Annotated in this window: 20 protein-coding genes; 12 read left to right on the forward strand and 8 right to left on the reverse strand. The window is 53.2% G+C overall.

From position 1 onward, the window contains the following. Positions 1–89: 89 nt before the first annotated feature. The 4 genes from recO to MK110_02685 all read left to right on the forward strand — a co-directional run bounded on the left by recO (position 90) and on the right by MK110_02685 (position 3,277). Positions 90–857 carry a DNA repair protein RecO gene (gene recO, locus MK110_02670; GenBank protein MCH2210177.1) on the forward strand — a complete coding sequence of 256 codons (768 nt, stop codon included), beginning with the start codon at positions 90–92 and terminating at the stop codon, positions 855–857. 45 nt (positions 858–902) lie between these two features. Continuing rightward, a complete protein-coding gene (locus MK110_02675) occupies positions 903–2,249 on the forward strand; it encodes a tetratricopeptide repeat protein (protein ID MCH2210178.1) in 1,347 nt (448 codons plus the stop codon). 23 nt (positions 2,250–2,272) lie between these two features. Then, entirely contained in the window at positions 2,273–2,791 is a 519-nt protein-coding gene (lptE, locus tag MK110_02680; GenBank protein ID MCH2210179.1) for an LPS assembly lipoprotein LptE, read from the forward strand. Between the two features lie 219 nt (positions 2,792–3,010). Continuing rightward, positions 3,011–3,277: a hypothetical protein gene (locus MK110_02685; protein ID MCH2210180.1), complete on the forward strand. Its 267-nt coding sequence runs from the start codon at positions 3,011–3,013 to the stop codon at positions 3,275–3,277. A 184-nt stretch (positions 3,278–3,461) separates the two neighbouring features. On the opposite strand, the gene MK110_02690 is transcribed toward MK110_02685, so the two are convergent. After that, positions 3,462–3,632, reverse strand: a complete 171-nt coding sequence (locus MK110_02690) for a hypothetical protein (GenBank protein MCH2210181.1) — start codon at positions 3,630–3,632, stop codon at positions 3,462–3,464. Positions 3,633–3,982: 350 nt separating this feature from the next. Between MK110_02690 and MK110_02695 the strand changes: the two genes are divergently transcribed. The 4 genes from MK110_02695 (at position 3,983) to MK110_02710 (ending at position 10,839) form a co-directional block, all read left to right on the forward strand. Next, positions 3,983–6,673 carry a GDSL-type esterase/lipase family protein gene (locus tag MK110_02695; protein MCH2210182.1) on the forward strand — a complete coding sequence of 897 codons (2,691 nt, stop codon included), beginning with the start codon at positions 3,983–3,985 and terminating at the stop codon, positions 6,671–6,673. Between the two features lie 113 nt (positions 6,674–6,786). After that, a complete protein-coding gene (locus tag MK110_02700; protein ID MCH2210183.1) occupies positions 6,787–8,703 on the forward strand; it encodes a plastocyanin/azurin family copper-binding protein in 1,917 nt (638 codons plus the stop codon). 334 nt (positions 8,704–9,037) lie between these two features. Beyond that, complete coding sequence (locus MK110_02705) at positions 9,038–9,808, forward strand: hypothetical protein (GenBank protein ID MCH2210184.1); 771 nt, start codon at positions 9,038–9,040, stop codon at positions 9,806–9,808. A gap of 62 nt (positions 9,809–9,870) precedes the next feature. After that, positions 9,871–10,839, forward strand: a complete 969-nt coding sequence (locus MK110_02710) for an NAD(P)H-quinone oxidoreductase (protein ID MCH2210185.1) — start codon at positions 9,871–9,873, stop codon at positions 10,837–10,839. Between the two features lie 131 nt (positions 10,840–10,970). Here the strand turns inward: MK110_02710 and MK110_02715 are convergent, their stop codons facing one another. The 3 genes from MK110_02715 to MK110_02725 all read right to left on the reverse strand — a co-directional run bounded on the left by MK110_02715 (position 10,971) and on the right by MK110_02725 (position 13,090). After that, the gene (locus tag MK110_02715) at positions 10,971–12,041 is read right to left on the reverse strand and encodes a c-type cytochrome (protein MCH2210186.1); all 1,071 of its coding nucleotides are present in this window, start codon (positions 12,039–12,041) and stop codon (positions 10,971–10,973) included. Next, positions 12,041–12,571 carry a hypothetical protein gene (locus MK110_02720; protein ID MCH2210187.1) on the reverse strand — a complete coding sequence of 177 codons (531 nt, stop codon included), beginning with the start codon at positions 12,569–12,571 and terminating at the stop codon, positions 12,041–12,043. Before MK110_02720 ends, MK110_02715 begins: the two co-directional genes overlap by 1 nt. A 351-nt stretch (positions 12,572–12,922) precedes the next feature. Continuing rightward, on the reverse strand, positions 12,923–13,090 hold the full coding sequence (locus MK110_02725; GenBank protein ID MCH2210188.1) for a hypothetical protein: 168 nt from the start codon (positions 13,088–13,090) through the stop codon (positions 12,923–12,925). 6 nt (positions 13,091–13,096) lie between these two features. Between MK110_02725 and MK110_02730 the strand changes: the two genes are divergently transcribed. From MK110_02730 to MK110_02740, 3 genes are all read left to right on the forward strand, one after another. Continuing rightward, on the forward strand, positions 13,097–14,347 hold the full coding sequence (locus MK110_02730) for a PQQ-like beta-propeller repeat protein (GenBank protein ID MCH2210189.1): 1,251 nt from the start codon (positions 13,097–13,099) through the stop codon (positions 14,345–14,347). Positions 14,348–14,555: 208 nt separating this feature from the next. Beyond that, entirely contained in the window at positions 14,556–15,311 is a 756-nt protein-coding gene (locus MK110_02735; GenBank protein ID MCH2210190.1) for an ATP-binding cassette domain-containing protein, read from the forward strand. A gap of 43 nt (positions 15,312–15,354) precedes the next feature. Next, positions 15,355–17,739, forward strand: a complete 2,385-nt coding sequence (locus MK110_02740; protein ID MCH2210191.1) for an ABC transporter permease subunit — start codon at positions 15,355–15,357, stop codon at positions 17,737–17,739. On the opposite strand, the gene MK110_02745 is transcribed toward MK110_02740, so the two are convergent. Next, entirely contained in the window at positions 17,734–18,894 is a 1,161-nt protein-coding gene (locus tag MK110_02745; GenBank protein ID MCH2210192.1) for an FtsW/RodA/SpoVE family cell cycle protein, read from the reverse strand. The two genes, MK110_02740 and MK110_02745, sit on opposite strands and share 6 nt — an antisense overlap. Before the next feature lie 74 nt (positions 18,895–18,968). After that, positions 18,969–21,191, reverse strand: coding sequence for a hypothetical protein (locus MK110_02750; GenBank protein ID MCH2210193.1), 2,223 nt, complete (start codon positions 21,189–21,191; stop codon positions 18,969–18,971). 214 nt (positions 21,192–21,405) lie between these two features. Between MK110_02750 and MK110_02755 the strand changes: the two genes are divergently transcribed. After that, a complete protein-coding gene (locus tag MK110_02755; protein ID MCH2210194.1) occupies positions 21,406–21,591 on the forward strand; it encodes a hypothetical protein in 186 nt (61 codons plus the stop codon). On the opposite strand, the gene holB is transcribed toward MK110_02755, so the two are convergent. After that, on the reverse strand, positions 21,558–22,565 hold the full coding sequence (gene holB, locus MK110_02760; GenBank protein MCH2210195.1) for a DNA polymerase III subunit delta': 1,008 nt from the start codon (positions 22,563–22,565) through the stop codon (positions 21,558–21,560). The two genes, MK110_02755 and holB, sit on opposite strands and share 34 nt — an antisense overlap. Before the next feature lie 84 nt (positions 22,566–22,649). Then, positions 22,650–24,152, reverse strand: coding sequence for an anthranilate synthase component I (gene trpE / locus MK110_02765; GenBank protein MCH2210196.1), 1,503 nt, complete (start codon positions 24,150–24,152; stop codon positions 22,650–22,652). Positions 24,153–24,180: the final 28 nt, after the last annotated feature.

The following is a 24,180-nucleotide window of genomic DNA, read 5'->3' on the forward strand; positions in this document are numbered from 1 at the left end:
GATCAGACAGAAACACCTCAAAATACGTCAAAATAGGTTTTGGAACTGTTTGTCAGACTGTCAGACGATGTCCAGCCGGGGAAAACTGCGTGTCACTGGAAAAAGCAGAGGCTCTGGTTATCCGGCAGGCGGACTTCAGCGAAACCAGCCGAGTTATCACGCTGTTCAGCAAAGAATTCGGAAAATTCTCAGTGCTTGCGAAAGGTGTCAAAAGACTCAAAGGGCCTTTTGATGCTGGTATTGACCTGCTTTCCAGGTCTCGCGTAGTCTTCATCCGCAAGTCCTCCGGCAGCCTGGACCTCCTCACCGAGGCCCGATTGGTTTCTCGTTTTGTGCCTCCGGGGTCGAACATCGACTCCCTTTACGGTGGCTATTACGTGGCTGATCTGCTTGAAGGGCTCACCGAAGAATATGATCCTGAGCCTGAGATCTACAACCTGGCAACGGACACGCTCACGAAACTCATGGCGACCGAACATCACTCACTGACATCGGTTGTCGAATTTGAACTGGGAATACTGCGAATTTCCGGGCTACTTGGCAGTTTGACGGAATGCATCGTCTGTGGGTCATCCGTCATGCAGTCCGGTCAGCTGTCATCCAAAAATTTCGCTCACTGGATCAGCCAGGGAGGACTGTTGTGTGCCGATTGTCGACGACCGGAGTTTTCGGGGCGTTCGATTTCAGCCGGGTCCGTTGCTGCACTTCGCCAGTTGAGTTCCGGTGACTCGCAATTGTCCGGACGTCTACGCCTCACAAAACAGCAGATTATTGAGTGTCATCATTTTGCGGTGTCAACAATTACAAGCATCCTGGGACGTCGTCCGTCGACGCTGCGTTATCTGGATGGTGTCTGACCTGTTGAACGATGTGCAGACGCACAAAGAAGAACGGTCCAGAGCATGAAGCCTGTTTGCCGAATGGAATCGGCTGCGAAACGAATCCTCCGAGCTCGAGGTATATGGCAGCGCCGTTTTTTGTCATTCGTTTGGGTGGCTGCCGTCGGTTTCTGGAGCCTGACGGTTGTCGGTTGTCAGACGATGGCCGGTCAGAAAGAAGGCGGGGTCTTTGCATCGGCGACCGCACCGGTGGTGAAAGCTGTCAGGAATCTTTGGAACGGTAGTGGCGACGATCGGGATAACAGCGCACTGGCCCGGGGAAGCAGGTTCAGTGAAGAAGGTCGCCAAAGTGTTCAGCAAACAAAGCAACTGTTCGACAGTGGAGACTATGAGGGCGCCGCAAAGCAGTACGGGAAGCTTGCAGAGAAATACAAGGGAACATCTGCCGGTGAAGAAGCTCAGTTTCGGATGGCCGAGTCATGGTATGCACTGGAGCGGTATCCGGTGGCACAGGACGGCTATGACCAGTTGTTTGTTGACTATCCGTCCACGCGATTTGTTCAGACGGCAACGAAACGGATGTATCGGATTGCTCAGGTTTGGCTCGATCTGGCAGATCCTTTAAATCGAAGCAGGATTCGAACTGTCAGTGCCGTCGAAGTTGAATACGAACATCCAAACGATGCACCGCCTGTTCCGACCGCGCCATCCCTCAAATATCGAATTCTGCCCAATTTTGCAGACAGGAGTCGACCGGTCTTTGACACACAGGGCCGTGCACTCAAAGCACTGAAGGGTATCTGGCTGAATGATCCGACCGGCCCACTGGCCGACGATGCCCTGTTCGCGACAGCCTCGTATTATCTTCGCCGGGAGGACTATGTTGAGGCAGATCGTTATTTCAACATTCTGCGTGACGAATATCCGGACAGTCCGCATATTAAGGATGCATTTCTGCTTGGGTCGCATGTGAGGCTGATGTCGTACCAGGGTCCTTCCTATGACGGAACGTCGCTGGAAGGTGCCGGTCGGCTGACTGCACAGTCCCTGAAAATGTTTCCAGGTTCTTCCGAGCGTGCTCAACTGCGCAAGGATCTGCAAAAGATACATTTGCTGAAGGCTCAGCGCATCTGGGACCGTATTCAGTACTATGAAAAGAAAAATAACAGTGACCGAGCTGTGGGACTGACATGTGTGCAATTGATGAATGAGTTTCCCAATACACAGTTCGCCGATATGGCACGGGACAAATTGGCTACTCTGGATCGGAATGAACTCCAGGTTCTGCCGGGATTCGACAGAATTCTGGAGTCCCTCTCACCGGCACCGTTACCTGCCGAACGTCTCAATGGTCAGGTGAAGTCTGTGGGAGCAACTGCGGACGAGACTGCCGGAAGCGGCCAACTCTGATGGAACTCCGACAGGTGCAGAAAATGACGCACCGAAGACAGACCGGTACGGTACTGCTGCTGATGGTTGCGGTCAGTGGCTGTGGTTATACATTCGGGCCGCAGCCGGTCCGAGGCGTACGGACCGTACATGTTCCCGTTGTTCAGACGGATTCCTTTCGTCGTAATCTTGACTATCTGCTGACGGAAGCTGTGCAGGCTGAAATTCGTACCCGTACAGTGTACCGCCTCGAAGAAGAACATGTCGCGGACACGATTCTCAACTTAAAAATTGTTGATTACCGTAAGGACCTGCTGAGTGAAACTCGGTTTGATGATGCGCGTGAGTTGCAGCTGACTCTGGGGGCGCAGATTTCGTGGATCGATCGTCGTAACGGTCGTGTATTACAGGAACGCATCTTTCCCATTAGTCAAGACCTGGCGCAGCGTGCAACGGACGTGAGCTTTGCTCCGGAACTGGGACATTCCATGGCAACTGCCCAGCAAAAGGCTGCCGAACGAATGGCGGCTCAAATCGTGGACATCATGGAATTGCCGTGGTGATCGGCTTAGTGGGTCTGCTGACGAAACCTGCAGGTGTTGTTTGACTGCAGTCCCAGGCCACACGGCTGCCCATTCACCAGGTCCTGACTGATCTCACGGGATTTGAATTGAGCTGCTGAGTATCCTGCGTGGTCGGAAGTCCCGTCTGCCGTTTCTTCAGCAACTGGGCGTGAGTTTGTGCAGCAGCATCCGGACGCATCGGTCCCTTGATGTTAATCGATGATCCGACAGATCGAGTGTCTGATTGATACGCCGTTCGCGCGTGCCCTGGAGATACATCAGGAATCGGGTACCAGGCGTGAGACACACGGAAACAATGGATTTGGCCAACTGTGTCTGGTTGCTCTTCGGCCTTTGGAAACCGGTGTTCGTTTTTTGTTGCGATCCTGCAGAACGGCTGAGATACTCACATCAGACAATCTGACCGTCACACTTCGGCTGTATGGGTGGGTTGATCAGCCATGGGCCACATTCATAGATGAATGAGCAGTCGGCGGAATTCTGCACGACACGATGACGCTGTGGATTGGGGAATTTGGTCGGATTCCTGTCATCAACGCAAATGGCGGGTGGGATCATTTTCCTGGTATCACATCGGCTGCAATCGGTGGTGCGAGGCGGCAGATTCATCCGCAGGACGACAGGATCCGGACCTGAAATTGACGGCGAATCAGTCACTGACCCGATTTGTTTGCGATGATTCTGTTTCAGCGTTGGTGTAGATCCCGCCAAAGAATTCACGACCATATCTGGTAGTCCGGCAGCAGCGCCGGATTCCGGGGTTGTCCATTGTGGCTCCGCTGTAAATCCTGCCCGTCCCGGGTGTAAAGGGAATCAACACCGTTATCTCCGTTTTGGTCAATCCGTCTCAAAGAGTCCGTTTTTTTTCTGTTGAAGCAGCCGGACAAAGTCCTTGTTGCGTTCCGCACGGGGCAGCCGTCCGGATCGGAATTCAAAACGATCTCACTTCGATGAGAGGGTTCGGAGCTCCTGTGAAGAAGGCTTCACAGGAGCGATCGTTGGAGAGCCTCAGGCAGCGAACACCAGTCATGTCTGGTATTTGCTGGCAATTTCTGACTTCGTACGAGACACTTGGTATCCGTAGTAGACCTGATCGGACCGAGCCTCAGGTGTTCGGTTTATCAATTGCTTACACTGTTTGTTTGTGTTGAAACGGGATCGAATTATCCAATGAAAATCGTTCTGTTTACTGTGCTGCTGACAGGAATGGCTGCTGCTGTTTCCCGTCCGCTGATTGCATCTCCACTGATCCTGAAAAAGGGTGATCATATTTGTCTGGTTGGCAACGAACTGGGTGAACGGATGCAGCATCACAACTACTGGGAGGCTCTGCTGCACCAGTCGTATCCGGATCTGGAACTGACTGTCCGAAATTTGTGTTTCCCAGGTGACGAAGCCTATGAGCGAATTCGGTCTCTGGATTTTGGAGATCCGGACAGTCATCTGACCCACAGCCGCGCCAGTGTCGTTATGTATTTTTTTGGCTTCAATGAATCGTTTGCAGGCCAGGACGGGCTGCACGAGTTTACAGGTCAGATCACGAGGCTCGTGAAGGAAACCCAGGCACAGAACTACAATGGTACGGATCACCCGCGAATTGTTCTGGTTTCTCCGATCGCGTGTGAAGACACCGGTAACTTGAATCTGCCGGACGCGGATCAGCACAACCTCAGGCTGCTGCAATATACGGATGCTCTGAAGTCCGTGGCGGAAATGTCTGAAGTCTCATTCGCCGACATTTACACTCCTTCCAAACTGCTGTTTCAGGCTTCTGACGAACAACTGACTCTGAACGGCAGTCACCTGAACGAGGCAGGGTATCAGGCACTGGCGCCACTTTTGATGAAAGCGCTTGGACTGACTGTGACGGAGACCCCTCCCGCAGCATCACTCCGTTCAGAAATTGATGATAAGAATTTCCACTGGTGGCATCGCTATCGGTCCGTGAATGGCTATTCAATTTACGGCAAACGGGGTCTCGCCGGGACCGATGGTACCTACAACAATCGCGACGTCATGGAACGTGAACGTGCCATCCTGGATCAAATGACAGTGAATCGGGATCAACGGATCTGGTCTGTTGTCCAGGGGATGTCGGTGTCTGATCAGTGCAACGACTCGAACACACTTCCGTTTCTGAAAGTCAGAACCAATGTTGGGGGTGAAGATGATCCAAATCGAAAGAAAGGCAAACTCGGCACCCTGGAGTATCTTCCTGCTGCTGAACAGAAAAAATTGTTCAGGATGGCTGATGGGTATGAGATTCAGTTGGTTGCTTCGGAGGAAGACTTTCCGGAACTCGCGAATCCGGTTGCACTGAACTTTGACAACCGCGGTCGGCTGTGGGTGACCACCATGCCGTCCTATCCGCACTGGCAGCCGAAACGCAGACTTGCAGACAAGGTATTGATTCTGACGGATGTTGATGCCGATGGTCGGGCGGATGACTGCACGGTATTTGCTGACGGATTACACCAGCCAACCGGATTTGAGCTTGGTTACGGAGGAGCGTTTGTAGCACAACAGCCCGATATTCTGTTTCTGCAGGATACCGATGGCGACGGTGTGGCTGATGTTCGCATTCGCAGGCTGGTGGGTTTTGATACAGCAGACTCGCATCATGGACTGGCGGCGTTTGAGTGGGGGCCCGGGGGATCTCTGTATTTCAATGAAGGCACCTTTAAATACTCGCAGGTCGAAAGCCCTTACGGTTTGACCCGTATGCATGAAGCAGGTGTCTGGCGTTACAATCCCCGGACGCATCATTTCAGGACGCATATTTCGTTGCCATTTGCCAATCCATGGGGACATGTATATGACCGATGGGGACAGGACTTTGTGTCCGATGCCTCTTCCGGTTTCAACTACTGGGGCACGCCGATCAGCGGTAAGGTGGTGTACCCTGCCAAGCACGCCGGTGGTGCTTTTAACGATACGGTCAACAACTTTAAGGATCCGGCTCTCCGTGGTCGGGATGTTTGTCAAAAATTCATCGAAAAGCGTACTCGTCCGTCTGCCGGCAGTGAAATCGTGTCAAGTCGACACTTCAAGCCTGAAGATCAGGGTGATTTCCTGCTGTGTAACGTCATTGGTGATCGGTCTATTCTGCAGCATTCCATGAAAGAGATCGGCAGCGGGTTTGAAGGAACAGAGAAGACTCCGCTTGTCTTTTGTGAAGACGGAAATTTCAGGCCCATCGATATCCAGTTTGCGCCTGACGGAACATTGTATATTTGTGACTGGCATAATGCCCTCATCGGACACCTGCAGCACAATCTGCGTGAGCCAAACCGTGATCATCAACACGGTCGGATCTGGCGTGTGATCTGTACAGGACGTGATCTGGTTCAGTCGCCCGTTATTGCAGATCAATCTATTGCGGTTCTGCTGGATGCGCTGAAGGAATACGAAAACCGAACTCGCTACCGTGCCAGACGGGAGCTGGCGTCACGCCCGACTGCGGCTGTTGTTGCTGCTGTAAAAACCTGGACGGCGGCCCTCGACTCTATCGGAAAAAATTACGCTCATCAGATACTGGAGGCAAGCTGGGTACTGCAGTCACACAATGTGATCGATACCGACTTACTGAATACGGTACTGGACAGCGATGATTATCACTGTCGGGTGGCGGCAACTCGTCTTCTGTGTGACATGCGGGAGCACGTTCCGGATGCCATGAATCGAATCCGGGAACTTATTCGTGATGACCATCCTCGAGTTCGGCTGGAAGCCGTCAGATCATGCAGTTTTTTTGAAGGCGAAGATGCGATAGAAACGGCATTGGGAGTTTTGGAAAATGATGTCGATTCGTATCTTCAGTACACACTTGATGAAACAATGCGGCATCTTGAGAGTCAGTAATTCTTGAGAGTCTGTAAATACGGGCGGCACATGACAGACACAAATGGTGAAATGCTGTCAGGATCAGAATTGCCGCACTGCCAGCCGTGTTATCGGGATGAATATTGGTTTGAATGCCTGTCATGATTCAATATGCGCTGCTGATTGTTTCTGTTCAGATTGTTGCGGCACAGAATCATCACCATGATCATGATGATGCCGTGGTGGTCAAACGGCCGAAAATTTTCCTGGACAAAAGTCCGCGAATTATTAACTACCAGTTGAAACGGCTGGACAACTCTCGACTGCTGCTGGTTGAAACCGCTGCAGACGATCCGATGTATGCTCCGGTGTTTCGGGCGATTCTGGTGCGGGCCGGCATGACTCGCAGGAATCGTGATGATGCTGTTAAGGCTCTTGCAGCTGTCAATCGTACGGATATCGTAACCGAGCTGATCAGTGCGCTCGGATCACTGAACATTCATGATCGGAACCAGCGTCAGGTCGGTCGTCAGATCTCGGCAATGCTGCTCGGTCAGCCTGAGGAACTGCTGGCCGGTCATATTGAAGATTTCAAAACGGCTGGGTTTTCAGACAGCAGTATTCTGGGAGCCACCGCTCAGGCAGGGCTGATTGTCACAGGGCATGCGAATGAGGCGTGGAATCAGGCACAGCGAGATGAGCAATCCCGTTTGACGTGGCTGGCGGCTGTGTCTCTGGTCCCTGACGGCGGAATACGTCACAGCCTGCGGGACGGCGTCGTCAGCCTGCTGGATTCAAGTTGGTCTCAGGCGGTGCGGACACACGCTGTTCAGGCACTGGGAACGATTGAAGTTCAGGCTGCTGACTCATTTCATCGTCTTGCGTCATTTGTGCATACTGAAGAGTTTCGAACGGCCGCGGTGAGGAGCCTGTTGCGAATTCCGGCGGAAGTCCGGGATGCGGTCACATCAAAGCAAATCCTGAACGAACTTGTTGATCATGCGGAACGGACTCCCGCTGCACAGCGGACCACGGACGAATTCCTCGATGCTATGCAGCTGGCTGACGAATTGCTGAGTCGGGTATCAGTAACGGAATCGGAACACTATCACAGGCGGTTGCGCGAAGTGAGTGTGCGTGTCGTGCGTCTGAGAACAGTCGAAGAGGAAATGCGCTACGACAGGTCATATTTCGCTGTTGAAGCCGGGCGCCCGGTCCAGGTGGTTCTCGAAAACGATGATCTGATGCCTCATAATCTGGTCATCACTGCTCCGGGTCAGCTCAGAGCTGTTGCTCTGGCGGGTGCCGCACTGGGAACCACACCTGGGCCTGGCGGCAGACTGTATGTGCCGGACAGTTCTGACGTGCTGTTTGCCAGCGGTATGGTGAATGCGGGCGGTCGGGAGATTCTTACATTTCGAGCACCTTCAGAACCTGGTGAGTATCCTTATGTGTGTACGTTTCCCCGCCACTGGACGCGTATGTACGGTGTGATGCTGGTGGTTCCCGACCTGAATGAATGGCAGCGCAATCCTGTGCTGCCGAAAGATCCGTTGGGCAACAACCGATCCTTTGTCCGGACCTGGAAGATGACAGACTTTCCGGGTGACGGGCTGCCGAGCTCACTGCGGGGTCGAACTCCGGACATCGGCGCCCGGTTATTCAGGGAAGCAACCTGTCTGGGTTGTCATAAAATGAATGGTGAAGGCGGAACCGTCGGGCCGGAGCTGACGGACGTGTTCAAACGCCATCACGGTGATTACCACGTTATCCTGCGGGAGATCCTGGAACCCGGTTACCGAATCGATCCGAAGTATGCGATCAAAGTCGTGGTTGAAGTTGATGGTAAGACAACGTCGGGAATTGTTACTGCCGAGGACGAATCCTCAATTTCTATTCTGGTCAACCCGGAGTCTCCAAATCCCAGCGTCATTCGGCGGGACAACATAGATGAGATCATTACTTCTGCGAATTCAATGATGCCCAAAGCGCTGCTGGACAGGTTTACTCATGACGAGATCATGGAAATCCTCAGTTACATTACCGGCGGCAGACGTATCGCCCGATAGAACGCGGGAATTTTAGTCGGGGAGGCGTCATATGTCACCGAAATCGAATTGTCGTGAATTCTTTCGAACGCTGGCTGCTCTCGGTGCGACCGGAACCCGCTCGGCTGCTGGTTCTTGTTAGGTACAAAACCGTACATGCGATGTTTTCCCGTTACATTCCCGAATTGCCTGGCAGAATTTTCCGTCTGCGATCCCTTTTACGTGTCGGAGCTCCTGGTCCGGTACCAGGGTATCGGATCTCTGTTGTGAATGATTTTTGGGAGGAGGATAACTCCGGTGAGTTTGAGCGAATCTGGAATGAAACAATGTCCGGTGCCTGCTGGCCCGGATGGGAATGATAAAACGATCCAATACTTTCGGTCTCGGGGGAATCGTTCGTTGGCACGCCGTCGACGGGGATAGTGCCGGGTGCCTTTTTACTGGTTTGTCGATGAACGCCTTTGTGGTCAGACAGGAATGTACAGACCTTGGTCTGCGTGCCCGCGGCATTGTGCTCTGTGATTTGAAGATCCGGCCCGCGTCCGGAGAACTGAGAGCTGCAATTGGTCATGAAGTGGATCGGATTACCCAGGAGTTCAGGAGTCCGGCTGAAATTCGGGCGATACCGGAAGTTTTGCGAGTTCGTGAGATCATGCGCGCCGTTGGAGTGAAACCGAAGAATCACCCACCGTCGATACAGAAATTGCTGGAATTTTCCTGGAAGCGAAGGTCCCTGATGACGATCAACAATCTGGTGGACGTCTATAATCTGATGTCACTGCGGACGCGTTGCAGTATTGGGGCGCATGATCTTGGGACCTTAGAACTGCCCGTGGAGCTGCGATTGTTTCAGGGAACGGAAATGTTTCGCCCTCTGGGTGCGGACGCGGACCGGGAAGTTAACCGGGGAGAGTTTGGGTATGTGGATGCGAAGGACCGAGTGGTTTGCAGGCTGGACTCAATGCAGGCGGACTTTAGTAAAATCACGCGGTCGACGACTAATGCCCTGCTGATCATCGAATCGACTACCGAGCATTCGAACGACCAGTTGGATCAGCTGGTCAGTGAAACACTTTCAGCCATCACGCTTCACTGTCCGCAGGCAAGAGTGTTGTCTGAGCCCTGACATATCAGAAGATTTCGTTGTCGATGTTGGGTCAGGTAGTGGAAGCAGCAGGATCAAGAGTGATGCGGGCAATATGGGTTGAAGATGACGCACTGGTCTGGAGAGAGACTCCGACCCCGGTGGTCAGGGCGGGTGAAGTCCTGATTGATATTCATGCCAGTGCGGTGAACCGGGCCGACCTGATGCAGCGTCGCGGGCATTATCCTCCACCACCGGGTGCCAGTCCCATACCTGGTCTGGAGTGTGCAGGGGTGGTGGCTGAGGTCGGTGACGGCGTCAGCCGACTGAAGATCGGTGATTCCGTCTGCGCTTTGCTTGCTGGTGGTGGCTATGCTGAACAAACGGTTGTACCGGATGGTCAGGTGCTGCCGATTCCGGCCGGCTTCAGTTTTGAGCAGGCAGCAGCTGTACCGGAAGTGTTTGCCACGGCCTGGCTGAATTTGTTTATGGAAGCCGGGCTCCGGCAGGGGGAGCAGGTACTGATTCATGCGGGAGCCAGTGGTGTGGGCACTGCCGGCATTCAGCTGTGCAGGGTTTTTGGCAATCCCTGTTATGTGACGGTGGGGAATGCTGAAAAACTTCGAACGTGTATTCGGCTGGGGGCCAGTGGTGGCAGCATTCGTCACGATGGTCGGTTTGTGGAACAGGTCACGGCCTGGACCGGCGGCTCCGGCTTTGATGTTATTCTGGATCCGGTGGGTGCCGCGTACCTGTCCGACAACCTCAACAGTCTGTGTCTGAACGGTCGTTTGGTCGTTATCGGGCTTATGGGCGGAATGACAGCAAATCTTGATCTGCGGCTGCTGATGATGGAACGTTTAAGGGTGATTGGTTCCACACTGCGGTCACGCCCGGTTGCGATGAAAACGGCTGTGATGGACGCGTTACATCATCGGGTCTGGCCGTTACTGGAAAGCGGTGAGATTGTTCCGGTCATCGATCGCTGTTTTTCGGTGACTGAAGCTGACGCTGCTCATTCCCGCATGGCAGCGAATGCGAATACCGGAAAACTGATACTCCGGATACGATAACCCTGCATCCCCCCGTGCAAACCAATTTAGAACTGACTTTTGAAGCCGAGGGGATCTGAAACTGAAAATTGTCAGCTCCGGGCAGTAGTCAACTTACGTGTGCTCTCTGAGTTCGGAACCGCGACAGTCACTTATGTTCCGGACAATTCGCTGCCGGATGGCGGGAAGTCGGCCGGGGGATCTATTTGCCATCCTTCACCACTGAGTGCCTTAAGAAACTCTACAAGATCTGCTTTTTCCTGTTTGCTCAGATTGAGAGGCTTCAGTCTGCTGTCGAGATTGGGATTGGGAATTCCTCCCTTGTCGTAATGCTCAATGACTTCCTCCAGTGTCTTAAAGCGTCCATCGTGCATATAGGGGGCAGTATGCTCGATTTCACGAAGAGTGGGTGTCTTAAAAGATCCTCTGTCTTCTTCGCGGTTAGTGACCAGATACCGACCTAGATCGGGCGATGGTTTGTCCATACCAATCCCGATGTTCTCATAGGAACCATCTGTGAAATTAAATCCAAGATGACAGCTGTCGCAGGCTGTTTTCTTAAAGAAGATATTGCTCCCGCGCATCGCTGATGCGGACATAGCGTCTTTGATACCGCTTCTGTAACGGTCGAACGGTGAGTTGCCGGAGACAACGGTGCGTTCGAACGTGGCAATCGCCTTACCCACATGCTCGATCGAAAAATCCTCAACGCCGTAGGCGAGGGCAAACCGAGACCTGTATTCCGGAACGTTATGTAGACGCTCAATGCATGTTTCATGGGCTCGGAAAGGATCTTTTTCATTCGTCATTTCGATTGGATTCGCGATTGGGCCGATCGCCTGGGCTTCCAGTGACGGAGCACGACCATCCCAGAACTGGGCTGTGCTGTAGCCCCGGTTGATTACCGTTGGCGCACTGCGTCCTCCCTTTTGACCATTGATTCCCGTGGAAACAGCTGCACCATCAGTGAAGCCGTTTTTGACACCGTGGCAGGTGCTGCAGGACACCGTACCGTCCGACGAGAGCCGTTTGTCGAAATAAAGCAGTTTGCCCAGATCGGCTCTGTCTTCGGAATAAAGATTGTCTTCCGGGTAGTAGACCGGCGGCAGTCCCAGGAGCGGTTCCGGCTCTTTGTCATTACCCAGGACAATGCTCGGACTGAGCACGAGGGTACAGAACATCAGACGGCCAACAGTATTCTTTGCGAATCGTCGACGCAGCATCATCCGTTCCCACCTGCTGCCTTCAAATACCCCTGAACGTAGATTGCTTTCATTCCGTGAACTTCGGACAGCGATCCATTGACGGTCACGATGTGCGCCATGTGTTCGATTGCCTGTTTTCGGAACTCGGTCAGGCCATCGCGTCGAGAGTTGTGTTCCTCGTCGATCAGCATATAGATCGTTCCGTCGGCTTCCAGAAGTCCGACCGGCTGTCCGTTAGCCACACACTTCTGGCCACATCCACGATGCTTGTCTCCATGCTTACCAACCTGGAGATAGCACGACAGGTCAATGATCTCACCCACGACCGATACGGGTTTCGCATCCAGTGGTTTGCCGTCAATGGCTGATGCAACCGTCTCAACGCTCCATGGTCGTCCCTTCGAAGCTTTCTTGCCAAGCTCTCCGGATGGCTTTTCGTAAGTTCCTGAAGTGGGGCCTGACCAGTCAGGAAACAGAACTTTGGGGGCGTTAACAGCCGCGATCGATACGCTGCCAACCAGCACAATGATGCCCAGAGTCTTAGGCACTGTCGCAATCCGGTGTGGATTCATAGTGGTGTTCCTCATATGCAGGATGTATTGGTACGTCGTGAAACGTGTTCATTTCATATTGCAAGTTATGTATATGAGGTAACATGTGCAAGGAATACGGCTGAGGAACTTTAGTCGGACTCGCTGACCGGTTGACTGTGTCAGGCAGATCCACTGAGCATCGAAGGCTCGCGGTATCTCTGACTACAACAGCATTGTGAGAGTGCGGCTGACCAGTCGGGCTGTTTCGGACGGTTTCTCTAACGGGACGGAAAAGTCGGTGCTGCAGTTTAAACCAGACCAAATCCTAAGAACGAATGTTCCTCGTTCACACGGTGATTTCGGGCACTAAGGTTGCGGACCCTGTTGTTTTGAGTCGGCCAGTGAATCTGCGTAGTAAGCATATCCTGCAGTGGTCAATCCCGTGATGAGGGTTTTGTCTCTCTTGGTCACCGGGCTTGCAAGTTCGGCCTGATCATTGAAACTGTTGGACTCATTTTCAATTTTGCGGGGCATCGTCGAATGATTCTTCGTATCGGTTTTCCTGTTGTTCTGAGTTTTTATTTCATCTGTGCTGCAGCTGTGGCGCCGGCCGGTGACTGGCCTCAGATTTTAGGGACTCAACGTGATGGTGTTGCAGTCGATGAGAAATTACTGAGTCAGTGGCCAAAGTCCGGCCCCGAAGAAATATGGCGGGCGAAGGTCGGTCAGGGATTTGCCGGTGTTGCTGTGAGCAACGACGTCGTTTATGTATTTCACCGCATCGGTACGTCGGAAATAGTTGAGGCACGTGATGCGTCAAATGGAGATCCTGTTTGGGAACAGAGTTTTCCGTGTCGATATCGTGGTGGAGTTTCCAGTGATACCGGACCCCGCTGTGTTCCGCTGGTGGCCGATGGTTACGTCTACGTTTTTGGGGTGGGAGGTGCCCTGCGCTGTCTGAGTTCGAGCGACGGAAAACAAGTCTGGTATCGTGACACCTTAAAAGACTTTTCCCCTCCGGACAGCTATTTTGGAGCCGGCAGTACTCCTGTACTGTATGACGGAAAACTCATCGTCAATGTCGGGGGTCGAAAGAATGCGGCCGTTGTTGCGTTTTCAGCTGCTGACGGTAAAACGATCTGGAAGAACATTTCAGACGCTGCGAGCTACTCATCACCGGTTGTTGCTGACGTGAACGGTACCGCACATGCACTGGTCGTTTCGCGTAACAAGATGCTGTCTCTCAATCCGACCAACGGAAAAGTACGAATCAGTTTTCCGTTTGGCATGCGCGGGCCGACAGTTAACGGGGCAACACCGGTTGTTGTCGGTGAACATGTTTTCGTGTCTTCCAGTTACCGGGTGGGAAGTGTCTGGGCTGCTTTGACGAATGATGCAGCGAAACCTCAACGTTCCGGTGAGAAACTGCTGGCAACGCAGTATGCAACTCCCATCAGGCAGAATCATCTGCTGTTTGCTGTTGACGGACGGCAGGATGTTGGATCGGCCAGCATTAAATGTATTGATCCGAGACGACAGAAAGTTCTGTGGGCCAAGACCGGCTTTGACTACGGGACGATGATTCGTGTCAACCAGGAGTTGTTGTTACTGACGTTTGGCGGTGAATTGATTCGTATTGCTGCAGATCCCCAAAACTATCGTGAACTCCAGCGAGCAGATGTACTCAGTCCGGCGCCCAGAGGTTATCGTCTGCCTGCGATCAGTAACGGACGGTTGTTTGTAAGAGACAGCAGCGTTCTTAAATGTCTGCAGGTCGGTGAGAGCAGCTAAACAGTATTACGGAAATACACAACGGCAGCCTGAATGCGATTTGGGTCCGCACCGGAAGTTTCGCACCGGAAATAACGATTCTGCGGGAACAATTGCAGGCTGGTATCTATGATTACGGTGACCGGGATCACTGGATGTGGTAGCGTTAATCTTTCATGCGCTCCGTGGCGGTGACCGGCCTTTCAAGACTCCCCACTGTTCCTGGCTTATGATTCAAGTTCACGGACTGACCAGAGAGTTCCAGGACTTTAGCGGGGGAGTATTTCGTGCGCTGGACAACGTCACGTTTAATGTACAGCCTGGTGAAATTTTTGGCCTGCTGGGTCCCAATGGTGCCGGAAAGACGACCTGTCTGCGAATCCTGAGTACGATTTTGAAGCCTACTCGCGGCATTGCCGAAGTCGCGGGCATCAATGTAATGCGTGATTCCGAGGCCGTCCGTCGGCGGATTGGATTTATGTCGGGGAATACCGGGATCTATGACCGAATGACGGCTCGGGAAATGGTGGAGTATTTCGGTCGTTTGTACGGAATTCGTGAAGATCGTCTGCAGCAGCGCATCGATGAAATTTTCGACATCCTGCAGATGCATGAAATCGGTGATCGGCTTGGCAGCAAAATGTCGACCGGCATGAAACAAAAGGTGTCGATCGCTCGTACAATCGTACATGACCCTCCCGTTATTATTTTCGACGAACCCACGTCCGGCCTGGATGTGCTTGTGGCACGTAACGTTCTTGAAGCCGTTGAGGTGCTGCGCGACCAGGGGAAGTGCATCGTTTATTCGACTCATATTATGAGCGAAGTCGACAGGCTGTGCGAACGCATTGCCATCATTCATCGGGGCAGGATTCTTGCCAGTGGTCATCGCCGTGAACTTGTGAATTTACACTGCCAGCCCAATGTGGAAGAACTTTTCTTTGATCTGATCCGTGAGTTCGACTCACAGCAGTCGGAAACTTAATCAGTATCGTTCGTTTAATGTTATCAAAAACAATCCGGGCGAAATGAACTGGAAAAATATCAGACTGATTTTTTTGCGGGAGGTTCGTGACCAGCTGCGCGATCGGCGTACGCTGTTCATGATCACGATTCTGCCCGTGCTGTTGTATCCCATGCTGGGCCTGGGTGTGGTTGAGATGATGCTTACATTCAGTGAGCAGCGTCGCACTGTGGTGATCCTGAACGCCGATGAACTGCCAGGTAATCCTTCTTTCCTGGCAGACGGAGAGATTGATGTTCGCTGGCTGGAATCCGGTAAGCATGGAACACCTGTAACTGTCATCACTGATCAGGAAAGGTCCGTGTCAGGTTTTCCGGGAGATTCGTCTGATCATGGCCTGAGATCGAATGCCGTACTTGAACAGGCTGAAATCCTGGCAACCCGTGTTCGAACGTCGATCGCCGACCGGTCGGCAGTCGGTACGGTATACAATTCAGCGGAAATCAGCAGATCGACCGACAACAACTTGATTTCGCTGTTTAGCGAATCCGGGATTGATGTACTTGTGCTGGTTCCTGACGGCTACTCGGATGCGGTCGCATCGGTTCGACAGCAGATTCGCAGTGGTGATGACGCCTCGGCTGTCACACCTGGTGAACCGGGACTGCTTGTCGTTCGCAACAGCGCCGATGATCAGTCGGTCGTTGCATTTTCCATCGTACGTTCAGCACTGCGTTCATGGGAAGCAAACCTGCGCAGTTCCATGTTTGATGAAGCTTCCCTGCCTGACGCACTTCAGTATCCGGCTCGGCTGCAGTGGGTCGAAGTAGCCGGCGGCGAGCAGGTGGCGGCGAATGTATGGAGCAAGTTGTTTCCGGCAATGCTCGTGATCATGACGCTCACCGGTGCCTTTTATCCGGCAATTGACCTGGGTGCGGGGGAAAAAGAGCGAGGCACGATGGAAACACTGCTGATCAGTCCGGCCCGACGTGTCGAACTGGTTCTTGGAAAATTCTTCACCATTATGCTGTTCAGTGTTTGTTCTGCGCTGATGAATCTTGCCAGTATGGCGATCACGGGGCAGCAGATGGCTTCATCAATCGGTGCCGGGCTGACGGAGACTATCAGTCTGCAGTTTCCGCCTGCGTCGGCAATCATGTGGGTTTTGATTTCACTCCTGCCACTGGCAGCACTCTTTAGCGCTCTCTGTCTGGCGCTGGCTACATTCGCTCGCTCTACGAAGGAAGGCCAGAATTACCTGACGCCTCTGCTGATGGTCACCATGGGCCTGACCATGTTTTGCCTCTGGCCGTCTGTGGAGATTGTGCCACTGTACAGCGTTCTGCCTGTGGTGAATGTGGCTCTGCTGCTGAAGGGGCTGTTACTCACTTCTACCCAGACCGGCAGCCTGATGGCTTATGTTGTTCCGGTGATGGTCTCCAGTTTTGGTTACAGTCTGCTGGCGATCTGGTGGGCGATTGACCTGTACAACAATGAAACTGTTCTGTTCCGTGAAGCTGAAAAATTCAATCTGCGTATGTGGTTGAGGCAACTAATGCGTCCCAAAGACGCCGTACCCGCGTTTCCGGAAGCGGTTTTCTGTTTTGTCATTTTGCTGGTGCTCCAGCTGGGAGCGATGACCTGGCTTCGTCCGGATCTCAGTGGCACGGAAGAACAGAGAGCCCGAAGCATGCTGCAACTCATCTGTGTTCAGCAGCTGGTGACCATTGCCTGTCCGGCGTTGTTTATGGGGATCCTGTTGACAACCAGCCTGAGAGCTACGTTTCGTTTGCGATGTCCATCATCAGGAACGCTTTTGACGTCGGCCGGACTGGCTGTCGCCGTGCACCCGCTAACCCTTGAGCTCAGCCGATTCCTCGCAGAAAACGGGGTGTTTCCCAACGTTCCTGACGCGGTCACACGGGTTCACCGGTTGATGAGCAGTGAGACACAGTCACTGTGGGTTCTGATTACCGTTTTTGCACTGACCCCTGCAATCTGTGAGGAACTGGCATTTCGTGGATTTATACTGAGCGGTCTGGCTCGTGGCGGGCGGCTGGCTGTTGCGATCGTTATCTCGTCGGTCATGTTCGGAGTGATCCACATGATTCCTCAACAGATTTTCAATGCAACACTGGTGGGACTGCTCATCGGACTGATTGCAATTCACAGTCGCAGTTTATTCCCGGTGATTCTGTTTCATTTTGCCACCAATACTCTGGCTCTGCTGCACAGTCGTAACATGTTTCCACTGCCTGAGGGGCTGTGGTTCGGTCGTGATGAATCGGAACTGCTTCAATATCATCCCCCGGTTCTCGTTGTTTGTGGGATAATTGTGGCGTTCGCCTGCAGAGTTATGATTCGGGACCTGGTGCAACAGCAGGAGGCTCGACGACGGGGAGAACTTGAGCTGTATGTTGACAGGAACGCTGTGTCAGGATCCCTATAAGGATCGGCTATCCGTGTTTTGCAACTGACTGTTTCGTGGGTTACGAAACGGGGCCGGTGCAACGTCGTAACCGGGTCTCATCGTGATATTCATCAGCAGACCAACCGCGACAGAAAAACTCAGCAGACTCGAACCACCGTAACTGCAAAATGGAAGTGTCATACCGGTAATCGGCATGAGCCCCACTGTCATACTGGAGTTGATGATCGTCTGTACTCCGATCATTGTCACGATACCTACTGCGACCAGTCGGGCCCAGGGATCCCGTGTCTTTGCGGCAGTTTTCAGTCCCTGCCACACCAGCACTACGTAAAGCAGTAACACGAAAGATGTGCCTGCCAGTCCGTAACGTTCGCCGAGCACGACAAGAATAAAATCCGTGCGTGCGGCAGGAAGCTGCCAGGCGGCATCATCGTCAGTCACAGGTTCATCGTTTTGGAAACTGCCGTGAATTCCACCCAGCGCGAGTACCTGCTTGGACTGATGAAGGTGAAATCCGTCTCCGGCCGGAGCTGTACCGCCGTCAGACTGATTGAACAGTATGACAATGCGGGATTTCTGTTCCGATGTCATTTGCTGCCACAGTAGCGGCAGCATGATGACGCCGATCAGAGCGGCGGCAAGGAGGTGTGTCGGTCGTGCTCCGGCAGCAAACAGCATTGCGTACAGTATCGGCAAAAACAGCATCGCCGTGCCCAGATCCGGCTCTCGGAGAATTAACAGCAGTGGCAGCAGCGTGATGATAAACGGTGGGACAAGGCCGCGTATCGTGGTTTGGTTCTCGCGATACATCAGCCAGGACGCTAAAGTCATGATGAGTGCCAGACGGGCCGGTTCGCTGGGCTGGAAATCCATCAGTCCAAGTGGGATCCAGCGTCGTGAACCGTTGACAGGCGGCATAAACAGTACCAGCACGAGCAAACCCAGACACACCACAAACAATGCCGGACCGGCATGCTTCAAACGTCGCCACGAAACAGTTGTCACAAGAAACATTGCCGGCCAGGCCAGCATTGTCCACACGAGTTGACGTTCGAACAGTTGTGATTTTCCATACAGCTGGTCGGCACGATGCAGACCGCACAGTCCTGAAATCGTGATCCCGATGCAGCATAACGGGATCAGCAGCGGTATATTTCGGAGCCAGCTGGCCAAACCGTTTTCCGATCGTTAGGTCTGCATGGACAAAGACATCGCTGAATTTGATGACACCGGAGGCTCAGCAAAACTCAGGTATCAGCGACGGGGCGTACAACCACACGATTACCGGCAATATGTACAACTTCGATTGCTGTCCCGTGCTCAATGTAAGCTCCTTCACTCACGACGTCGATATAATCGTCGTTGAATGTGGCTTTACCGGCCGGACGTAACGTCGACGCGGCCGTTCCAATATTGCCGACACCAACTGCAACTGTCGTCAGGCCGGTGGCTGCTTTCGAAGGATCTGTCAGTTCGTTATCAGAGATCTGCCCGGGAGGTGTCAGCATCAGATGCTTAAACACCGGCATGGACGGCAGGAAATGATTCAGGACGGACGCCACCACGATAACTGTTACGAGTGCACCGGTGACCGTTCCCAGGCTGCCCATGGTTTCATGGAATCGTTCGCCGGTGGTCATTCCGGCGAACGTATTGCCCGCCATGACCAGAGAACCAAGCATCAGCAGAATACCGCTGACGCCAAAGACGCCAAAACCCGGGATCACAAACATCTCCAGAAGTAACAGTCCCGTACCGAGGACGAACATGACGAGTTCAAGAGTTCCGGCTGTCCCCCCCAAATACCGACTCCAGAAGAACATAGCGAATAAAGCTGCCGAAAGAATGCCGAAGAATCCACCTGGCAGATGAGCCTCCAGATAGATACACATAATACCCAGGGTAATCAGTGCAAATGCCCCGATGGTCGAATTCAGTACGAACACAAGTGTGTCAACCCACGTGGACGCGCGTGGTTTCATGACGGTTCCTTCAGGAATTCCCAGACGCAGCTGCAACTCATCCTGTGTGGCACATGGTGCTTCGGCGATTTGCAGTTCATGAGCTTCCACACCGTTTACGGTCAGTAGGTTTCCCTTGCGGGAGGAGAACACCATGTTTCCACGGACCCACTGGTTCTGTGCTGCATCAATTTCAGCCTGAGTCATGAACGTCCGGCGTCCGGTATCTTTGTGAGTAACTTCAAACACCTGAAGGTTTCTGTCGACCATGGCATGGAGCACTCCAACCGGGCGATCTTTTTTCTTTGCCAGAGTTTCCATTGTGACCATCAGGGGACTGACCAGCTTTTCGGGCACTCGGTCAAAAGCTCCGTCTTTAGAAAGCTGGATCACACCGATGTCTCCGATCTTGGCATCCGGAGTCATTATGATCTGATCACATCCCATGGCCGACAGCGCTGCCCCGCTGAGCGCGTCATGCCGGATCCAGGCGACACTGGTGATTGTTGCTGAATCGAGATCCGCGATAGTTGTGGCAATTTCTTCACTGGAGGTCAGGTATCCGCCGGGGGAATCGATATCATAGATCAGTAAACCGGCACCCTCTGCCACAGACCTGCGAGTTTCACGGATGACGAATTCAGCAACAACGGGTGTGATCGTGCCATGAATGGCAATCACCGCGACTTTTACCGGCTTGTCTGATACCTCTGACTGACGGTGTGCAGCCAGTGGCAGACCCCAGGCGTGTCGCACGTCGTCATCACTCCGAGCCGCATCGGCGATCATAAAATGGAGACGAAGAGCTTCTTCGGTTGTGAACACCGCCGGCTGGCCAGGTTCGCGAATTCGGTCTGTGGACGTGACCTCCTGCCCGGCTGCCAGCATTTGCGTCAGTTCATCGGGCGAAACGAACCGATAGTCCGGTTCACCGGCATTCTGCGGAATGCCGACCCGGACCAGGCCGGCAGACGGATTGAGCATAGCTTCAGCAATTGCAGGAGCCATACGGGGATTTCGACGTTTGGCCACCAGACGCCGAACGAAGGCTGCTTCGTCGTCCGGTACCGGGCTACCTTTGCCGACGTCACCGAGGGCAGCTCTGGGGGCCATCATGATTTCATGACATGCCAGAGCCACGATCGAATGGCTACCCGTAATTCGACTCTGAATCCACGCAACAGTTTTTACAGAAGACGTTTCATCGTCGATGAGCACCCGGGCGAGGTCCGTTACGTTTCCCACCGTGCTGGCGCCGGGGACCAGTTTCAGGACCATCACGGCTTCTTTTTCCTCCCTCACGGCTCGTCGAGAGAGTTCCAGCAGCTGATTGCGAACCAGCGTGATCTGCTTGTCGCTGATTTGGCCTGGTAGTTCGATGAACTGACCAGTCCTTTCCTGGCCGGTCAACTGTGCTATGCAGGTCAGATCAGTTGTCAGAAATTCCAGACAGACAAAGACTGCCAGGAGACGAATTATTTCCGGAAGTTTTGGCTTTGCCTGGTGCATTCAGGAATCTCAGAATTGAACCGATTTTGGACCACTGTTGAATTATATGGCGCTGCGTACGGTGATTTAACCCCGTTCGGGCAAATGCGGCTGTTGTGTTCAGTGGTGGCCTTAACGGAGTTCCCGGGTGTTGTTCGGTATCTGGTCGTATGGACAGGGGGGGTCGACCGCCATGCCTGTTTGAAACCGGCAGTCAGTCACTGTCTCGAAATTGATGGTTGACAACGAACAGGCCGTGCTGACGGATGGGAAGTTTTTGTCAATCAATTTGAAAATAAGTAAAAAGGATGAAATTATTTTTGGATATCTTCCTTTATGGCCCCGGATTGTTTCGGCGGCGATGATCAGTCGCCGGGACAACGGCTGCTATCTGCCCTTCATGGCGGAACGCAGTGTCTGAGCCAGATCGTCGAATAATGCGCTGACCGCCAGACTGACCGGGACCATTCCATCAATCTGGCTGGATGCAGTGACTGTCCTTTCGAGCATTGAAGTCAGTAAATCGACCCCATGCTTTGCCCCCAGTCGCTGAGTCAGCTGGTCTGTCAGGTCGCCGGAAACGAGTGTCCTTAGCCGTTCACGTAATGCATCCGAGACGAACTTCAGAAGCCATTGAGCGTTTTGTCGCTGTTCGCCGGCGTTACCGGAAATCTGTTCAATCGTGTCCATGACTGCATTTGTTATGGTGAGTGAATTCATCGTTTCCAGCATCTGCATTTCCTGAGCGATGATATCACGCAGCTTTCGTAAATCGTCATTCAGCAACTGTTGAGCTGTTTCCACACTTCCTTCGCAGAGTCTGGAGACGGCATCGGCGGTTTCTTTGGTATCGACGAGTTCATTTTGCAGAAGAATCGAGCCGGTATCAGAATCACTCAAGGGAAAAAATCTAACCTGCTGGCAGCGTGAACGAATTGTGGGCAGCAGTGTTTCCGGATTGTCCGTGACCAGCAGGATCAGTGCCTGGACCGGTGGTTCTTCAAGTGTTTTGAGGAGAGCGTTGGCAGCTTCGTCAGTCATTCGATGAGCGTCATTGATCACTGCCACCCGTCGGTCAGACAACTGGGGCTTCATCGACAGGTCACAGCACAGCCCTTCGCGTCCGCGTTTTTCTCCTTCACCCGCCACCTGGCCGATCAGGATCTCACGTTTTCCACTGAGCAGTCCGACTTCATGAAAATCGGGCCAGGTGCCGGCACTGAATGACCGGCAGGCATGACATTCTCCGCAGACCTGGAGTTCCTCAAATAGGTGGTTGCGACAGAAAACGGACATAGCCAGCAACCGGGCAAACTCGCGTTTACCGGTACCAGGAGGCCCCGCAAAGATGCACGCATGAGCCAGCCGACCCTGCGCAATCGAATGCTGGAACATCTTTCGCTGTTCTGTATGTCCTTTGAGTTGGTTCCAACTGCTCAGCATTTAGTTCGGTTGATCCCACCCACTGTTCGTTTCTGTTCAGGAGTCTGAAAGCTGAGATTCAGCGACATGAATCGCTTTGAGCAAAGCCCGGGCTTTGTTCAGTGTTTCTTTGTATTCGAGTTCGGGGACACTGTCGGCGACGATACCGGCACCTGCCTGCACGTAAATGACACCGTTCCGGATCACCAGAGTTCGAAGTGCGATGCAGGTATCCATATTTCCCGTGAAATCAATATAGCCCACGGCGCCCGCATACGGACCTCGTTTGTGAGGTTCAATTTCATCGATAATTTCCATTGCCCGAACTTTAGGAGCTCCGGAAACAGTGCCGGCCGGCAAACCGGCTCGCAGTGCCTCAATGGCCGTCATGCCGGGCTTCAATCGTCCTGTGACGCTGGATGTAATATGCATCACATGACTGTAGCGTTCGACCACCATGACGTCAGCAAGTTCCACCGTACCGAATTCCGCGACTCGCCCCACGTCGTTGCGCGCCAGGTCAATCAGCATGACATGTTCGGCTCGTTCTTTGGGATCTGCAAGCAGTTCTTCGGCAAGTTGCCGATCTTCCTGACTGGTGCGTCCCCGGCGACGTGTGCCGGCCAGCGGGCGGATTGTCGTTTCTCCGTCTTCGACGCGAACCATGATCTCCGGTGAACTACCAACCAGATGGACGTCCGGTGTCTGCAGCAGAAACATGAACGGGCTTGGATTCACCATGCGCAAAGCACGATAAACGTCGATGGGAGCGGCCTGGCTCTCACGAGTAAGACGCTGACCGATCACCACCTGAAATACGTCACCCGCCCGAATATATTCCCGGCACGATTCCACGGCCGTCTCGAACTCGGGTTGTGAAAAATTCGATACGGACGCAATTTCCGGTTCGACGGTCAGGTCGATGTCGTTGAGCGGTATTCCGCCGGGATCGTGACTCAGGCGATGGCACAACTTCTGCAGCCTGCGTTCTGCATCATCACGAGCTTCCTGAAGTGGGGTTCCCTGGGTATCGGCAAGAGCAACGGCGAGGACCGTTTTGCTGATGTGATCGAAGACAACCATGCTGTCGTACAGAGAAAAACAGAGGTCCGGCAGTTCTCGATCATCTTCGGGAACATCAGGCAGGTGCTCCGTATAACGTACAACATCGTAGCTGGCGAATCCGACAGCCCCTCCTGAGAATCGCGGCAGGCCAGGAACGTGGACGCAGGAAAATTCCGCCAGCAGCCGGTCAAGTTCACTCAGCGGATCATCACTTTTCCATTCTTCAAGTGTGCCGTCTTTGCGCCGAATCTGCACGTCCTGGCCCCAGGCGGACACTGTCAGAAAGGGGTCGCTGCCAACAAAACTGTAACGACCGATTTTTTCTCCACCCACCACACTTTCAAACAGGAAAGACCACTTTCCTTCGCTCAATCGTTGCCAGGCGGTCACCGGTGTCAGGGAATCGGAAGTCAATTGACGAAAGACGGGCACAAGCCGGCCCTGCTGAGCATACTTGGCGAAAGCGTCATGCGGTGGATGGTGGGTAACGGACATCATGTTTTCCGGATACGGAACGTGAAGG

Origin of the sequence: Fuerstiella sp., assembly GCA_022447225.1 — a bacterium.
Lineage (GTDB): Bacteria > Planctomycetota > Planctomycetia > Planctomycetales > Planctomycetaceae > S139-18.

What these genes read in the sequence shown, in the direction of transcription:
- MK110_02675 (MCH2210178.1), top strand. Translation starts at nt 903, where the DNA reads ATGAAGCCTGTTTGCCGAATGGAATCGGCTGCGAAACGAATCCTCCGA.
- lptE (MCH2210179.1), top strand. Translation starts at nt 2,273, where the DNA reads ATGACGCACCGAAGACAGACCGGTACGGTACTGCTGCTGATGGTTGCG.
- MK110_02685 (MCH2210180.1), top strand. Translation starts at nt 3,011, where the DNA reads ATGATCCGACAGATCGAGTGTCTGATTGATACGCCGTTCGCGCGTGCC.
- MK110_02695 (MCH2210182.1), top strand. Translation starts at nt 3,983, where the DNA reads ATGAAAATCGTTCTGTTTACTGTGCTGCTGACAGGAATGGCTGCTGCT.
- MK110_02700 (MCH2210183.1), top strand. Translation starts at nt 6,787, where the DNA reads ATGCCTGTCATGATTCAATATGCGCTGCTGATTGTTTCTGTTCAGATT.
- MK110_02705 (MCH2210184.1), top strand. Translation starts at nt 9,038, where the DNA reads ATGATAAAACGATCCAATACTTTCGGTCTCGGGGGAATCGTTCGTTGG.
- MK110_02710 (MCH2210185.1), top strand. Translation starts at nt 9,871, where the DNA reads ATGCGGGCAATATGGGTTGAAGATGACGCACTGGTCTGGAGAGAGACT.
- MK110_02715 (MCH2210186.1), bottom strand. Translation starts at nt 12,041, where the DNA reads ATGCTGCGTCGACGATTCGCAAAGAATACTGTTGGCCGTCTGATGTTC.
- MK110_02725 (MCH2210188.1), bottom strand. Translation starts at nt 13,090, where the DNA reads ATGCCCCGCAAAATTGAAAATGAGTCCAACAGTTTCAATGATCAGGCC.
- MK110_02730 (MCH2210189.1), top strand. Translation starts at nt 13,097, where the DNA reads ATGATTCTTCGTATCGGTTTTCCTGTTGTTCTGAGTTTTTATTTCATC.
- MK110_02735 (MCH2210190.1), top strand. Translation starts at nt 14,556, where the DNA reads ATGATTCAAGTTCACGGACTGACCAGAGAGTTCCAGGACTTTAGCGGG.
- MK110_02740 (MCH2210191.1), top strand. Translation starts at nt 15,355, where the DNA reads ATGAACTGGAAAAATATCAGACTGATTTTTTTGCGGGAGGTTCGTGAC.
- MK110_02750 (MCH2210193.1), bottom strand. Translation starts at nt 21,191, where the DNA reads ATGCACCAGGCAAAGCCAAAACTTCCGGAAATAATTCGTCTCCTGGCA.
- MK110_02755 (MCH2210194.1), top strand. Translation starts at nt 21,406, where the DNA reads ATGGTTGACAACGAACAGGCCGTGCTGACGGATGGGAAGTTTTTGTCA.
- holB (MCH2210195.1), bottom strand. Translation starts at nt 22,565, where the DNA reads ATGTTCCAGCATTCGATTGCGCAGGGTCGGCTGGCTCATGCGTGCATC.
- trpE (MCH2210196.1), bottom strand. Translation starts at nt 24,152, where the DNA reads ATGTCCGTTACCCACCATCCACCGCATGACGCTTTCGCCAAGTATGCT.